11 protein-coding genes and 1 pseudogene are annotated in these 16,396 nt (G+C 38.0%); 3 read left to right on the top strand and 9 right to left on the bottom strand.

From position 1 onward, the window contains the following. Positions 1-230 precede the first annotated feature (230 nt). A complete protein-coding gene (locus H4J67_RS04530; RefSeq protein ID WP_182203000.1) occupies positions 231-3,017 on the bottom strand; it encodes a TonB-dependent siderophore receptor in 2,787 nt (928 codons plus the stop codon). 86 nt (positions 3,018-3,103) lie between these two features. Then, positions 3,104-3,235: a hypothetical protein gene (locus H4J67_RS20475; protein ID WP_259368492.1), complete on the bottom strand. Its 132-nt coding sequence runs from the start codon at positions 3,233-3,235 to the stop codon at positions 3,104-3,106. A 781-nt stretch (positions 3,236-4,016) separates the two neighbouring features. On the opposite strand from H4J67_RS20475, the gene H4J67_RS04525 reads away from it, so the two are divergent. From H4J67_RS04525 to H4J67_RS04515, 3 genes are all read left to right on the top strand, one after another. Beyond that, on the top strand, positions 4,017-4,364 hold the full coding sequence (locus H4J67_RS04525) for a DUF2946 domain-containing protein (protein ID WP_182202998.1): 348 nt from the start codon (positions 4,017-4,019) through the stop codon (positions 4,362-4,364). Positions 4,365-4,460: 96 nt separating this feature from the next. Beyond that, positions 4,461-5,585, top strand: coding sequence for an efflux RND transporter periplasmic adaptor subunit (locus tag H4J67_RS04520; RefSeq protein WP_182202996.1), 1,125 nt, complete (start codon positions 4,461-4,463; stop codon positions 5,583-5,585). Between the two features lie 14 nt (positions 5,586-5,599). Beyond that, positions 5,600-8,755, top strand: coding sequence for an efflux RND transporter permease subunit (locus H4J67_RS04515; protein WP_182202994.1), 3,156 nt, complete (start codon positions 5,600-5,602; stop codon positions 8,753-8,755). Positions 8,756-8,869: 114 nt separating this feature from the next. Here H4J67_RS04515 and H4J67_RS04510 read toward each other — a convergent pair whose 3' ends face one another. From H4J67_RS04510 to trmD, 7 genes and pseudogenes are all read right to left on the bottom strand, one after another. Beyond that, a complete protein-coding gene (locus H4J67_RS04510; protein WP_182173592.1) occupies positions 8,870-10,414 on the bottom strand; it encodes an EAL domain-containing protein in 1,545 nt (514 codons plus the stop codon). A gap of 313 nt (positions 10,415-10,727) precedes the next feature. After that, positions 10,728-11,087, bottom strand: a pseudogene (locus H4J67_RS04505) (EAL domain-containing protein); the annotation flags it as partial. Positions 11,088-11,288: 201 nt separating this feature from the next. Next, on the bottom strand, positions 11,289-11,627 hold the full coding sequence (locus H4J67_RS04500) for an ice-binding family protein (protein WP_310650646.1): 339 nt from the start codon (positions 11,625-11,627) through the stop codon (positions 11,289-11,291). Positions 11,628-11,836: 209 nt separating this feature from the next. After that, entirely contained in the window at positions 11,837-13,357 is a 1,521-nt protein-coding gene (glpD, locus tag H4J67_RS04495; RefSeq protein ID WP_182202992.1) for a glycerol-3-phosphate dehydrogenase, read from the bottom strand. A 275-nt stretch (positions 13,358-13,632) separates the two neighbouring features. Next, on the bottom strand, positions 13,633-14,391 hold the full coding sequence (locus H4J67_RS04490) for a DeoR/GlpR family transcriptional regulator (protein WP_182173600.1): 759 nt from the start codon (positions 14,389-14,391) through the stop codon (positions 13,633-13,635). Positions 14,392-15,183: 792 nt separating this feature from the next. Then, positions 15,184-15,537, bottom strand: coding sequence for a 50S ribosomal protein L19 (gene rplS / locus H4J67_RS04485; RefSeq protein ID WP_070375882.1), 354 nt, complete (start codon positions 15,535-15,537; stop codon positions 15,184-15,186). A gap of 37 nt (positions 15,538-15,574) precedes the next feature. Further along, positions 15,575-16,396 (bottom strand): tRNA (guanosine(37)-N1)-methyltransferase TrmD, encoded by an 822-nt coding sequence (trmD, locus tag H4J67_RS04480; RefSeq protein ID WP_259368491.1) that lies wholly within the window; start codon positions 16,394-16,396, stop codon positions 15,575-15,577.

Raw genomic sequence — 16,396 nt, 5'->3', positions numbered from 1 at the left:
ACGCACGTTTTAATCCCTCATTTCCATCATAATGGGACCCTAGATTTAAAGGTGAAATACCTGCTAATTCGTTTTGTTCTTTTGATACTGTTGAAAACCAAGGCGGTCCGGGGCTTCTCCCTTAATGCTTTAATGTAATAGCAAAAAATGGCTAAACTCACCTATAAAAAAGCCGCTCAGTTTACCTGAACGGCTTGGCTAATTTAAGTATGTTTAACTTTACTATTTAATTAGAAACTATAACGAGCAGTCAATGTAATTCTACGTGGAGCTTGGTAGTTTACCGGTGTCGTATAGTTAGGGTTAGGCAGTCTCGATGAAGCCGAGCCTACGTCACCTGTTTTATTGTATTCAGTGACTTCTTGAAAGTTAAAGGCATTTCTAACATTGACTTTCACGGTTAAGCCATCAACATATTCCGGCTTATACGTTAAACCTAGGTCAACATTTTTAACCCATGGAGTACGGCCTTGATCGCCACGACTACCTAATACACCACCACAGTAAAACGATGAAGCACCGTAATTAGCTAAACCGCCAGCATCAACACCTAACTCATCTCTAAGTTCGTCAAGTGAAATAAAACCAACACAGTTTCTTGGACGACCAGATTGTAAACTGAAATTAACAGATACTGAAGTCTCATCATTAACTTGGTATGCACCAAAAGCTTTAAAAGTGTGACGACGATCATTGGGTAAAGCACCATAGGCACCATCTTGAAATAATGCATTATCAATGCCTTGTGTTAAACCTGCATCATCTTGCTCTAGAGTTGAGTTAACATAACCTTCTGAGTTACCTTCACTTTTAGCTAAAGTATAAGAGCCCTGCAAGAACCAACCGTCAGCAAAAGGCTTCTCGAAAGTGAATTCTAAAGCTTTATAAGTACGTTTGTATTTTTCTAGGCCAAAGTATTCTTTAGGAACACTTTCTACCTCGTAATTACCGTCATTGTTAAGATCCAGCGCAATAGAAAAATCATTACCTGGGTTCATCATCATACAGCCAGCCATTGATTTATAATCAAAATCATTATAACCATTGTCTGTTGCATAATCGATAAATGGCTGATGAGAACAGTAATCATCCATGCCATCTTTAACTTCACGGTAAATAGCCTTCGCACCTAAAATCCAGTCATCAACCTGCTGTTGATAGCCAAGAATAAATTCATCTTGATGCATAGGTTTTAAGTTTGTTGCCGCTACGGTTCTTGAATCAGGCGCTTTCTCATCACCGTTAGAGTTTCTTGTACCAATAGCGTCGCCCACTTTATCAGGAGCAGCAGTGATTGGATTTTCATCAGCACTGTCTACATAAAAGTACTCTTCATAGCTCCATTCAGTGCCTGCAGCACGAATATTTGTATTAGCCGCGATTGGCATAAAGTAACGTCCGGCCGTACCGAAAAGTTTTTTGTTACCATCGCCATCCATATCCCAAGAGAAGCCCAAACGCGGCGCCAATTCACTGTCAGATTTAACAAATGAATCGCCATCACCGTTGCGGTTTTCAAAGCCTTCTGAACGCAAACCTAAGTATACCATCCACTCATCAGTAACTTGCCAAGTGTCTTCTATATAAAATGCTGTGTTTTCAACTTCATAAGAAGCAGAACCCGTATTACTTTCTCTATGGCGAATATATTCGTCACCTGCTGTCACAAATGCGCCATTGACACTTTGTCCGCCTGCTCCGTCAACATCTTGAGCTACATGCCAGCGCCAGTATTCGCCACCTGTAAAAGTAGTGCCTCGTTTAGTCGAGGTAAATTTCTCTTGGTCATAACCGACACGAAGTGTATGTTCACCTAGAATCCATTCTGCGCCTAAACGTAAAGAGTCGCGTTCATCAGTATCAGAAGCGATCCCAGCTTCAGGCACAGTACTTTGGCCTTGAGCAATACCCCAACAACCAATGCTTTGTGAACTTGAAGGTGTTTCACGGCAATCGAATACTAACTCACATTCAGCGCCAGGGCCGATATCAGGGTTACGCGTTTCTAGTTCATTGGTCATGTTGCCCCAAAGAACACTTACTGAGAAATCATCAGTTAAAAATCTGGTATAGTTAATGATAGTAACATCGCCACCTTTGGTGATCTCATAAGGGTCAGCAGCTTCACCATGAGTTCCAGTGTAATACATATCTTCAGGGTTACTGTATGAGGTAAATTCTTGTGTTTCTTCATTATCGATGTAAGTCATCTCTAATAAATGGTCGTCTGAGATATTCCAATCAAGCTTTAACAAGTACATTGGTGAGTCGTCTTTCATTGTCCCACTTGTTTGTTTACCAAAGGTATTGCTTTCATCATCTTGGCCTTCAAATAAGCCAAAAAAGAATAGTTTATCTTCTACAATAGCGCCTGATGCATAGGCATTATAGGATAAAGAGTCAAATTCATTAGCTGAGCGGAATGAAGAATAACGGTTAGAGTATTCTAAATCAGGATCGCGAGAAGTAACATCTTTGCCATCTTCTCTAAAACTTGCTGGCGTAGATTCAATTGAGCCACCAAATTTCCATTCATTTGAACCACGTTTAGTTACTAAACTAACAACGCCACCTAATGAACGACCGTATTCTGCGCCATAACCACCGGTGCGAACTTGTTGCTGTGAAACAGCATCATAAAGAAGGTCAGCAAAAGAGGTAAAGTTACGAATATTAGTAACATCGAAACCATTAATAAAATAACCATTTTCAGCAATTGACGAACCACCAAAAGAGGCCGTATTACCATTTCCTAAACCAGAATCACCTGCTGTTGCTCCAGGGGCTAACAAAGCAACTGATGTCAAATCTCTTGCTACCGGTAATAAGTCTATTTGCTCAGCAGTAAAGACTGAAGTCGATTCTACCGATGTGGTATCGATACTAACTAAAGAATTACCCACAATAGAGATAATTTCAGAAACTTCTGTAAAATCAACATTACTGCCCTTACCAATAGCGACTAAGATGTTTCGAGTATCTACACCATTGTCAGCAGTATACTTGCCTGTCGGCAACTTAGAAAAGTTAAAACGACCATCTTCACCAACAATAACAACACGTTTAAACCTGTCGCTGGGTTCTTAATTGTTACACTTTTACCCTAAATTGCTTTACCGTAAATAGAGCCACTAACATTATCGGCAAAGGTCATCGGAGACGCAGCTAAACATGCCCCAACTGTAATAGCAGCTAACGAACGATTAAAGCTTCGCTTTATATTTGAATTTTTCATTATTATTTTAATCTCCATTGTTTATGTATTTATTTATTTATTTTAAATAAATAAAATTTCCGTAAATTGTTACAAAAAGGTAACAACTAAAAACATTCTCACCTGAAATAGTTTATCTAACAAGATGAATACGAAGGATGCTCTATTATAACAATTGAGTATAGGGTGATGATAAAAATGCTATAAATTGGCATACTTAAAGCAGCTATTACTTTTTATTGGTTTTGTTAAGTAAAAACCAAATAAATAAAAATCAATTAAAACAATACAATAAAAAACAAAATATTGTTTATTTATATATTTAATCTAATAACAGTTGAAAAAATCATTATATTTAATATGAAATTCCTCTCTTATAAAAGTGGATAAGAAAGTAACAATTACTTTTTTTGTATCATTATCTTTGCATTAAAATTAAGATATTCGTACTTATAGCCAGATAAATGGCTGCAACAAAAATAAAACAAAAAAATAACAAAATGTGTGTATAAATAGTATTTGTAACTATATTTGATGACAAAAAATGGCTTTAGCATTAAATATTATTAATAGGTATAAACTGAAAAATGAATTGATCTAATTAATGAGTGCTTTAATTGTTAGTTTAGATAAACGGGCATTTTGCATCACTTGCTGGGGTAGGTAAGTTATTATTGCTTTCGCTATTTAGGTGTTCAAAAATCCAGAAGTTATAGACACTCATTCGCTAATTATTGACTAAGAATATGATTTAGCTTAGCATCCGCCAGACTCCGTTTGTAAATTGAAGAATGCAGTAAAAATGAAAAACATTTGGCTTGGCTTTTTAATAGTACTATCGATTGCCTTGCAATCGTTTGTTGCTGTGGCTAATTCAGACAACAATCATCAGCTTGACGCTCAACATTTGCAAACTGAACATTCTCATGAAGTTGACAATCAAGCGCGACTTAATGCAACCTCAGGTACTGAGCATAACGTCAAAGACTGTCATCATTGTGGGCACTGTCAAGGTTCACACAGCCAATGGTTTTTAACAAAAAAATCAACTTCGACTGTCACTAAGCTATTAATTCCCAATCAATATTTTTATCTTATCGATATCAATATCAACTTTATAGAACAACTTATACGCCCCCCAATCGCTTAATTTAATTTTATAACAATTTTTCGCAACAAGTTTACTTAACACTAAATATTGAATTTAGTGTTGTTGCAACGTTTACCTTTAAATTAAGAGATAACAATGATCAACACCAATAAAAAACCAAAGCCACTAAAGCTACTGAATGTTTTATTTTATGGTTTAACCACCTTAACTATTCCTGCTCTTGCTGTCGAAATCACCGAAGACACGCACAAAGCAGGGGTTAGCTTTACCACAGCACAATTAACACTCGCAAATATTAAAGTATCGATGCTAACACCCAAGATTTTCGCACGACGTGTTTATGCCCCAGGAGAAATAAAAGCGAATGGTTACATCAGTTATATCGTCTCACCACGCACAGAGTCAGTGGTCATAAGTCGTCATGCGACCTTAGGTGAACATATTGAAAAAGACCAACCATTAGTCACGTTATTTAGTGAATCTGTTGCTGCAGCACAAGCTAATTATCGGGTAACGTATACTGAATGGCAACGGGCAAAAAAATTAACTAAGGGTACCTTAAGCGAGAGCCTTTTACTAAAAAGTGAGACTGATTACATCGCCGCTTTTAGCCGTTTGACCGCATTTGGGCTAACAAAAAACGCTATTGAAGATATTGTTAAAAACAATTCATCAACCCTAGGTGAATATACCTTAGTAGCGCAGCGCGGAGGAGCGGTATTAAGTGATGATTTTTCACAAGGACAGCGAGTCACCCCCGGTGAAAAAATTATGATTTTGGCTAACGAAGAAAGCTTATGGGTAGAGGCGCGTGTTTCACCCAACAAAAAACTAAACTTACCCGCGGGGACAAGGGCTGAAATAGAGTTTGCTGGCCAAACTTATCATGCCTTGGTTATTCAAGAAGCTCATACAATCGACCCAACAACCCGTACGAGAATTGTTAGGTTGTCTGTCGAAAATAAAGATGATTCATTACACTCAGGGATGTTTGTAGATGTTAATTTTCAATTTGACACGCAAACTGCCGTAATCGCAGTACCCGAAACAGCGTTAATGCGCGGGGCTGATGGCGACTGGACTGTCTTTGTTGAAGACCATCCGGGTGAATTTGTGGCTGTAGAAGTTGAATTAGGCCAGCCTTTAGGCAATTACCGTCAAATCATCGGTATTGCCGCCAACACAAGAGTGGTTACCCAAGGTGCCTTTTTTGTGGCTTCAGAAATAGCGAAAAGTGGATTTGATCCACACAGCCACTAAAGAGGAATAACACGATGTTAAATAAAATGATTGATTGGTCGGTAGATAATCGGCTACTGGTGGTTATTGCACTCATCACCACCATGGCAGCCGCTATTATTGCCATTCCAAATTTGAATCTAGATGCATTTCCTGATGTCACTAATGTTCAAGTAGCGATAAATACCGAAGCACCTGGCTTAGCCGCTGAAGAAGTAGAGCAACTCATCACCTACCCAATTGAAGCGGTGATGTATGCTTTGCCTGATGTTGAACAAGTACGGTCAATATCAAAAACGGGGCTATCTGGCGTTACGGTGGTTTTCAAAGAAGGCACTGATATATATTTTGCTCGTCAATTAGTATTTGAGCGGCTACAAGCGGCAAAAGTACTAATCCCTCAAGGCATTGGTTCACCTGCAATGGGACCTAATACCTCAGGTTTAGGTCAGGTCTTTCAGTACTTACTTATTGGTGACAAAGAGGCGGGTTATAACTCAATGACTTTAAGAAGTTTAAATGATTGGCTAGTGAAATTATTGGTTATGCCGGTTGATGGTGTAACTGATGTTTTATCTTTTGGCGGTAGTGTTCGCCAATATCAAGTCAACATTGAACCCAGTAAATTGCTTTCTTATCAGTTAAGCCAAGATGACATAGTTACCGCGCTTGAAAACAACAATGCCAATGTAGGTGGTTGGTATATGAACAGAGGACAAGAGCAATTAGTTATACGAGGCACAGGTTGGTTTAATAGTGGTGAAGCGGGATTAGCCGACATTAAACAGGTGCCAGTGAAAACGGTGTCTGGCACGGTAGTCACTATCGCAGATCTCGCCAAAGTAACTTTGGGGAGTGAAATTCGCCAAGGCGCGGCGACCATGACACGCAGAAACAAAAATGGCGAAGTTGAACGCTTGGGTGAAGTCGTTTCAGGTATCGTATTAAAGCGTATTGGCGCAAATACCAAAGCCACCATTGACGGAATTAACACTCGAATACCCATGATTAATCAAGCCCTACCCAAAGGTGTGCGCTTTGAGCCTTTCTATGACCAAGCCGATTTAATTACCCAAGCGGTTAATACTGTTGTTGAAGCACTTGCCTTAGCTTTTATATTTATTGCGGTGATACTCGCCTTATTTTTAATGAATTTAACCGCAACATTTTTGGTGTTAATTTCGATTCCTATCTCGGTCGCTATTGCGCTAATGGTGACTTCTTGGCTAGGGTTGTCAGCTAATTTAATGTCATTAGGCGGGATTGCGGTCGCAATAGGTATGTTAGTTGATGGTTCGGTGGTGATGGTTGAAAACATCTTTAAACATTTACACCACTCTAGCGATCCCAACCATAAAAATAGCCAGCAACAAGATATTTCACGACAGCTAAAGGCAGCAGGAAAAGAAGTTGCTCGCCCGGTATTTTTTGCCTCAGCTATTATTTTGGTGGTCTTTACGCCGCTATTTAGTTTTGAAGGGGTCGAAGCTAAACTTTTTCAACCTATGGCTATTAGCATTATTTTAGCCGTAATATCTGCCACCCTAGTGGCACTTTTTGTAGTGCCGGCATTAGCAACGTTTATGTTTAACAAAGGCGTAAAAGAAAGGGAAAGTTTTATATTAACGCCTTTAGATAAACTCTATCGAACAAGTCTTAAAGCCGCGATGAAACGCCCTAAGGTTGTGGTGTTTACCTGCATATCATTACTGGTTGCAGCTATATCATTGGTCCCCCAAATAGGCACAGAGTTTGTACCCGAACTTGAAGAAGGCACCATTAACTTAAGGGTCACTTTAGCCCCATCATCGAGTTTGGAAACAGCGTTAGCAGTAGCGCCTATTCTTGAAGAAAAGTTAATGGCGTTTCCTGAGGTAACCTACGCACTTAGTCGCATTGGCCGGGCTGAAATCGGTGGCGATCCTGAGCCCGTTAATAACATTGAAATATACCTAGGATTAAAGCCAGTATCACAATGGCGTAGCGCTAAAAGTCGCATCGAGTTGCAAACGTTAATGGCAGAGGACCTTGAACAATTTCCTGGCTTACTGCTTAATTTTTCACAGCCAATTGCGACCCGTGTTGATGAATTACTGTCTGGGGTCAAAGCACAACTGGCTATTAAATTATTCGGTCCAGAGTTGTCGGTACTCGCCAGTAAAGGCGAAGAAATTGCAGCGGCGATAAAAGAGGTGAAAGGCGCGCGCGATGTCGCATTAGAGCAAATAGCAGGAGAAGCACAATTAGTCATAGAGCCCAAAAGACAACAACTGTCTCGTTTTGGTTTGTCGGTTGGCGATGTTATGGATGTCATTAAAGATGGCATTGGCGGGGTGAGTGCTGGGCAGATAATTAACGGTAACGAGCGCTATGATATTTATGTCAGATTGGAAGAAAAGTATCGCAACAGTCCTGAAGCCATTGCAGACCTTCGCTTACAATCGCCAACAGGTGCTTGGGTCCGTTTAGGAGATATCGCCACCATCACCTTTGAGTCAGGCCCACCACAGGTACGTAGAGATAATGTTCAACGCCGAGTCGTTATTCAAGCAAATGTACAAGATAGAGATATGGGCAGTGTTGTTGCTGATATTCGTGAAATTATTGCCAGCACAGTAGACTTACCGACAGGTTATTCTGTGGTTATTGGTGGTCAATTTGAGAATCAACAACGTGCGCAACAGAGGCTATTACTGGTGGTGCCACTCTCATTGGCATTAATTGCTTTGCTACTTTATTTTGCTTTTGGCTCGTTGGGTCAAGCGATGTTAATTTTGGTTAATGTCCCCTTAGCGATTATTGGCGGTGTATTCTCACTTTATCTTAGCGAACAATATTTATCTGTACCTAGCTCTATTGGTTTTATTACGTTGTTTGGTGTTGCTGTGCTCAATGGCGTTGTTATGGTTGAGCGGATAAACCAGCATATTAGAGAAGGCTTATCAACGTCACAAGCAGTTTTCGACGGTGCTACATCGCGACTACGTCCAGTATTAATGACCGCGATGACTTCCGCATTGGGGCTGATGCCGATGATGATGTCTAATGGCGTGGGTGCAGAAATACAACGCCCCCTCGCGAGTGTTATTGTTGGCGGATTAGTCACCGCAACTTTTTTAACCTTATTTGTCTTACCTGTTTTATATAATTTCTTCTCTGCGGCGAAAATTAAACAACGGATAAAAGATTAATGTTATAAAACCCCTGAACAAAAATTGTTGAGGGGTTTTATTTAAATTAACAGCCAATATACTTAATCAATAAGACTATAAATTACCAGTTATAAAACCAAGAATCACCTACGTTTACTGATCAAATTTGTAGTCACTATTATTGATCAAATAATGTTTAAATTCTTCTAATGGTAAAGCTTTTGAGTAATACCAACCTTGACCAAATTTAATATCCATTTTCAGTAATTCGTCTACTTGTAATCTATTTTCAATACCTTCGGCAATAATACTCGCCCCTAACTTATCCGCTATTGAAACAATATTTGGTATTAGAGTTGATCTAATGGAGCCTGTCTCAACTTCATCAATAAATGACTTATCAACCTTTAAAGTATCAATATCTAACAGCTTTAATTGAGATAAATTAGAGTAACCGGTGCCAAAATCATCAATAGAAATTTTAATACGACTTTTTGACAGTACTTCTAAGGTATTGCCCACTTTACTATAGTGTAACTCTTCATCTTCTGTGACCTCAAAGCAAACATCAAGATTCGGTGTTATATTGTTAAACAGTTCGACTCCTTTGAGGATATTACCGTTATTGATATCTTTAGGATAAACATTAATAGAAAGATAAAAGGGTTTATTGGTAATCTTAATATCTTTAAAATCGTCGATAGCTTGCAAGATGAGGTCTTCCGTCATCAACCAAGACATATCTAATTCACCCACCACTGAAATAAATTGATCAGGATAAAGAGGACCAATATGGTCTTCAAATCGTGCCAGTAATTCACAGCCAATAACTTTATCCGTTTTTAACTCAACAATAGCCTGATAATGTGGCTTAATACCTTTAAAAGATAAGGCTAATTTTATTCTTCTCTTGGTACTGTAAATGTAACCATAAATCGATTGATAAGCGTGTAAAGTTGCCACACCTGAAATTAAAGAAATAAACATTAAAATTAAAAAAACAGGTCCAAGTTGGAATTCTGAAAAGTTTGGTTGCACGATAGCCACACAGATTAATTCTTTAGGGCCACAAGATTCAAAAGAGTGCGATAGTAATCCTGAGCTAAAATAAGGGTGACTACTGGTTGATTTTTTTTGATATATTCCAGGTGCTCCAAAAAGATGAATAATCTTTTCACCTTTGAGTGCTATCACTTCATAGCTTTTAAATTTTCTGTGTTCAGACAAAATGCCTTGAAATGATGCAACTAAATTATAATTGTCCTTACGAATAATAATGCCTTGTACCGTTCTGTCAAAAGTGATCAGCTTATGGTTAAACCAGAATTCATGTCCGTCCAGCATAAAGTCATAGCTAGATTTATTGATTGGTGCTTTTAAGATGCCAATTCCTGTGGTACAGGTTAATACGCCATTTTCAAGGAAGCCAATGTCCCTAATGTCATTTGATTCAAATTGAGATTTTCGCATTGCTAATAAATTTTCATCTGAGCAATAAGTAAAGTTCTGGTTATTTAATGATTCAATAACATCATATCCATAAACCGTGGCATCCATTAAATCGCTAAGTATATTTTTTCCTTGCTCTAAAAGCTGACTTTTTAAGATGTAGGAATAGCTATAAAATATCACCGTTAAACTAATAATAATCCCACTTAAAAACGCCAAACACTTGTTAATCGAACCCATTTTTTGCATATACGCAGCCCCAACTAAATTTATAACGTAATGATTTTTGATATTTAGTTATAGATCATTTCATATGATAATACTAGCCTTCAGTGATTGGTCATCACTATGATTACCCTCTTCGCAAGTCCATAGGTATTTTTAATCAATTGAGTTTTTTTGGTGGCGAGCACTTCATTAAGATATTTTTATATTAATAAAATATTACTGGTTAGTCGCATAAAATTAAAGTGCTTAAGTGATATTAGTTAACGGTATTGCTAAACAACCCGACAAAATAATGCCTGTTGTGGTGGTGTTCAACTGTGCTAATAACAGAGTTCTACACGTTAGCAATCATGTTAAGTTTAGGATTTGAAGTGAGCTGAAAATCAAGTGATTGCTCGGCTGGTTTTGGTTGGCTAAAATATTATCCTTGCACTAAATCACAATCTAACTCTGCTAGTAAAGCAAGCTGTGGCTGAGTTTCAACACCTTCAGCAACAACAGTCATACCTAAGCTATGGGCCATGACAATAATAGTTTTAACTAACTGACAATCGGCCTTACTTATTGTGATCCCTTGAATAAAACTTTTATCTATTTTAAGCACATCAAAGTCATATTCTCTTAAATAACTTAATGATGAATACCCGGTACCAAAGTCATCCATTGATAGTTTTATACCCAGTTTTTCAACTTCAATCATGTATGCTGCTAAAAATTCAGGTAGAAATAACGTTAACTACTATAGCCCCATTTTAAGTAAAAAATGTTAGAAAAGTCTGAAATTCGCAATTCCTCAACACCAGAGTAACTTGAACCTTGTTATTGCTATAGTAGTGAATTAATTGTGTTGCATCTTAATTTTCATACTTATTAGACTGATCTTCTTAGCGGTATTCTAGAATAAATGATTATTAATATAACCTCTAGCCTCAGCGCCGGTTATGTAACCTGCTAAGCCGGTTTTGTCGCCAAGAACATTCCAGATAATGGTGCTTTTATCGGTTACACCTTCCAATATCACTGTTGAGTTTGCAGAGAAGGTTAGATAGTTGGCGATATTAAAAATCCAAGAACCATCGATACCTTTACCATCAAGCGTTAAGGTTTTACCTATCGCTATGGTTAAATAATTTATTGTGCTGTAAATACCCCCTTCAAGTGTTTCGTCGTTGGTACCAAAAGTGGTTGATACGAGTTCTGTTCCTGTACCCATGTCTTTTATATCTTGTTGCACAGACTTAATAAGCGCTTCCTGATTGTTAATGATGGGCGTCAGCTCAACAACTAGCGCCCAGCCAGTTCACTTATTCAGCCATTCACCTCTGATATTGTTACTATTCATTTATCAAAGATAATACAGTGCTGAGCTAACTCACTAAAGTCATCAAAGCTAGCACTGTATTTACAAAGAACAGGCGAATATCAGTCGGCTTTTATTTGTTATCATTCGCAGGTAGATGTAACTTTTTTACTGGAATTAAATGTCACAATAAAATATTCTAATCCAGATTTTTCCTTCTCGGTTAAATGTAGGCTAAGTTTGCTTCTGCGCCAAATAATATCTTCAAGATCAACAGCCCATTCTTGTTGAATTAAGTACTCTACCTCGCGTTGATAAAGACCGGCACCAAAATACTCTCCCATGCCTTCTAGTGAGTTAATACCAGCCAAAATTTTATGACTTAACGTACCGTAAGAGCGAACGTAACGATTAATTATTTTATGAGGTAACCAGCTATATTGCTGTTCCAAGCTGGTTTGTAAATTGTGTTGATTGTCAAAATCGCCCCCTGGTAAAGCCGTATGTGCTGTTATACATTTATCCGCATCAGGGAAATGATTAATAATCCCATTAACTGCAGCTTCAGATAATTTACGATAAGTGGTAATTTTACCACCAAATACCGATAACAAAGGCGCTTTGCCATAAGGTGCATCTACTTCGAAAGTATAATCACGGGTTACCGCTGCAGGCGAATCTGATTCGTCATCGAGTAAGGGTCTAACACCTGAATAAGTCGCAATGATATCTTTGTTTGATATTTGGTGTTTAAAATGGCCATTAACTACCGAGATTAAATAGTCAGTTTCTTCTTTTGAAATACAAGCTGTCGCAGGATCGCCGATATGCTCTATATCCGTTGTTCCAATCAAAGAAAAGTCATCTTCATAAGGAATAACAAAGACAATACGTTTATCTTCATTCTGTAAAATATAAGCCTGCGACTCGTTATGAATACGCGGCACTATAATGTGGCTGCCTTTAATTAAACGAATTTTTTTAGGTGATGGCTTTTTTAATGCTTCATCGAAAATACTTGTTACCCATGGACCGGCAGCATTCACTAACGCTTTAGTTTTAACAAGCTGTTTTTCCCCAGTGATATTATCATTGAGTGTTACTTCCCAAATATCACCAACTCTTTTTGCATCTGAGCAACGAGTACGCGTCATAATATTCGCGCCTTTATCTCTAGCGGCAATGGCATTGAGGACCACCATCCGAGCATCATCAACCCATGCATCAGAGTATTCAAATCCCTTAGTGATTGTATCTACAACGGGACTATTTTTATCAAATTTAATTCCCTTTGAGCCCTTTAGTGTTGATCGTTTAGCTAAGTTATCATACATAAACAAGCCAATTCTTATCATCCAAGAAGGGCGTAGATGACTACGATGAGGTAAACGAAAACGTAAAGGCCATATGATATGGGGCGCATTTTTTAATAAGATCTCACGTTCAGCAAGCCCTTCTCGAACTAAGCGAAACTCATAGTACTCGAGATAACGTAAACCGCCATGAATAAGTTTACTGCTATTTGATGATGTTGAGGAGGCAAGATCATTCATTTCACAAAGTAAAACATTTAACCCTCTACCTGTTGCATCGGCAGCAATGCCTGTACCGTTGATCCCCCCACCAATAACGAGTAAGTCATAAATAACGCTTTGATCTTTCATATTGTTCCTTAGTTGCGACCAGAGGAAATTACTTTAACCCTCACTATTTTGTCGCTTGCCTTTAATTAACGTTGATATTATTTGCTGAACAATACAACCAATGTGAAAACAAAGCAACAAAAACGAACATAAACGAACATAAATTTATACTTTTATTGATAATTAAAGAATTGTTGATTAGAAAAAATTTATTTAGCAAGTAGGGTTTAAACTAAACCTTAAGATAAGGCGCTATATATTGCTAACAGTTAGTGCTAATAAATAATGATTATAAATTAAACTAAATGTAAAGTGACGTTATGATCTGAAAGGATTTTCTGTATTTCATCAGGAGGAGGAGCATCGGTAAAAAAGTGATCTGCTTGATTAATATTACCTAAGCGTACCATAGCGTTACGACCAAATTTTGAGTGATCGGCCGCTAAAATCACTTGCCGTGAATTGGCAATAATAGCTTGAGCTACTCTAACTTCTCGGTAATCAAAATCTAAAAGTGAACCTTCGATATCAATACCACTTATGCCAATAATACCAAAGTCCATACGGAAATTTTTAATGAAGTCTTCTGTTGTTTCACCTATGACGCCGCCATCTCTATGGCGAACTTCGCCACCAGCAATAACAACAGAGAAATCTTCCTTGGCACCCAGTATAGAAGCAACATTTAAGTTATTTGTCACAATTTGAAGACCTTTATGGCCCAATAAGGCACGCGCAATGGTTTCTGTGGTTGTACCGATATTGATAAAAAGCGATGCTCCATTGGGGATCATGCGCACTAACTCAGCAGCAATTTTTTCCTTGGCCTGAAGATCCATAATTTTTCGTGTTTGATAGTCAGTATTGACAGTACTTGACTCAATGCCGGCACCACCATGATGACGTGAAATTTTTTGTACTTTAGCTAACTGATTAAGATCTCGGCGAACCGTTTGTGGTGTCACTTTAAAGTGTTCAACAAGTTCATCAATGCTGACAAAACCGCTTTTTTTAATCATCTCTAAAATTAACGCTTGTCGTTGCTGTTGTGTCATTAAACTTATACTTTATGAGTTAGATGTCGCTATTTTGCCACCTGCATCGACATAAGCAAACAAATTAACGAATAATATTTTTTATAATCGTTTAATCGTCATATAGAAAGCACAAAATGAACATAAGTGAACTTTAATGAAAATTTAACAACGCATTTTAATTCTTCAGCACTGACGTCTATTTAGAAGCGCCCCCTGGGTAGAAATAACATTATTTATTATGTTTTATTTAGATAACAAAAATTTTTTAAGTAGCGTTAATAGCGAATATTGTCAAAACAAACCTGTGATGAAGACATTACACCGTGGCAAACAGTACATCAGATAGTGTGTTATTAATATTCACCCACAAGAACAGAATAAAAATCACTTACCATTTCAAACATTACCCATGCTTTAATACTAGCAGTTATAGAGAAGCTTCTACTATCGTTGTTGTTACCATTAAAACATTATAGATATCGAAAGAGTCATAGTAGATATAGACTATATCGCGTGACCTAGGGCTGGGTTATATAATTCTTTTGAGGGGTTAGAAGATATGCAGCAAAGAGAAAGGCATTTCGACCCCAATGAGATAAAACAACTCATGATAATTTATATGGCAGCTGGAAAATTCCGTACACTCATACAAAGTAAGTAAAAAGCATTATCGAAATAAAAACCTATCAGCAGAATCAGTAAGATAGGTTACTGTATCCGAATATACACTAAAACAAAAAAAACCTGAATAACGAATTATTCAGGCTTTTTTTATGCGTATTGCTAAAGCAAAACGGGCTTAAAAAGAGATTATCTTTTTGCCAATTTTTCTTTAATACGTGCTTTACGGCCAGATAGCTCGCGCAAGTAGTAAAGTTTAGCTTGACGTACATCACCGCGACGTTTGACTTCAATAGAGTCAACAATAGGGCTATGTGTCTGGAATACACGTTCTACACCAACACCGTTCGAGATTTTACGAACAGTGAATGCAGAATTGATGCCACGGCTTTTTATTGCAATAACTACACCTTCAAATGCTTGAAGACGTGATTTATCACCTTCTGTAACTTTTACTTGTACAACAACAGTGTCGCCTGGTGCGAATGCTGGTAAATCTGTTTTCATCTGCTCTTTTTCGAGCATATCAATAATGTTACTCATAATACCTTCTTCCTAGGGTTCACAGGCATCAACAAAATCATTTATTATCTTCTTTAATAGAAGCTAGCATTTTCTTTTGTTCTGCTGTCAGAGCTAGGTTAGTTAATAGTTCTGGTCTTCTGGTCCATGTTCTTTCTAGTGACTTAAACATACGCCATTGCTTTATGTGTTCGTGATTACCACTTAATAGCACTTTAGGTACCGACATAGCTTCTATTGAAGTGTCGAGTACTTCTGGCCTTGTGTAATGAGGACAATCTAATAAACCCTCTGAGAAAGAATCTTGCTCAGCTGACTGATTATGTCCTAAAACACCGGGCACAAAACGTGCTATAGCATCAATCATGTTCATTGCGGGGAGTTCTCCACCACTCAAAACATAATCACCAACTGACCATTCTTCGTCGATTTCCGACTCAATTAATCGTTCGTCTATGCCTTCATAACGCCCTGCTATAAATAGCAGCTTATTATGTTGTGCTAATTCGCGTACACCAGCTTGGTCAAGTTTACGTCCCTGCGGCGACAAATATATAACCTTAACTTGTTCTTTATCAGAACTACTATTATCAACTATCGCAGAATCTGCAGCGAAATTCGCAGCAGCTTTTGCAGCTTTAATAGCATCACGTAGCGGTTGCACCATCATTAACATGCCCGGACCACCGCCATAAGGACGGTCATCAACGGTTCTATGTTTATCGTGCGTAAAGTCTCTTGGATTCCACTTATGAAATTCAATCAACCCGTTACGGATCGCTCGGCCTGTCACCCCATACTCTGTAATGGCGTCAAACATTTCAGGAAAAAGGCTTATCACCCCATACCATCGTTTGTTTGTTGAAACACTATTACTCAA

Source organism: Colwellia sp. BRX10-4 (assembly GCF_014077465.1).
In the GTDB taxonomy this organism is placed as follows: domain Bacteria; phylum Pseudomonadota; class Gammaproteobacteria; order Enterobacterales; family Alteromonadaceae; genus Colwellia_A.
The sequence above is the reverse complement of the archived record's forward strand: the minus strand, read 5'-3'. Positions and strand labels throughout refer to the sequence as shown.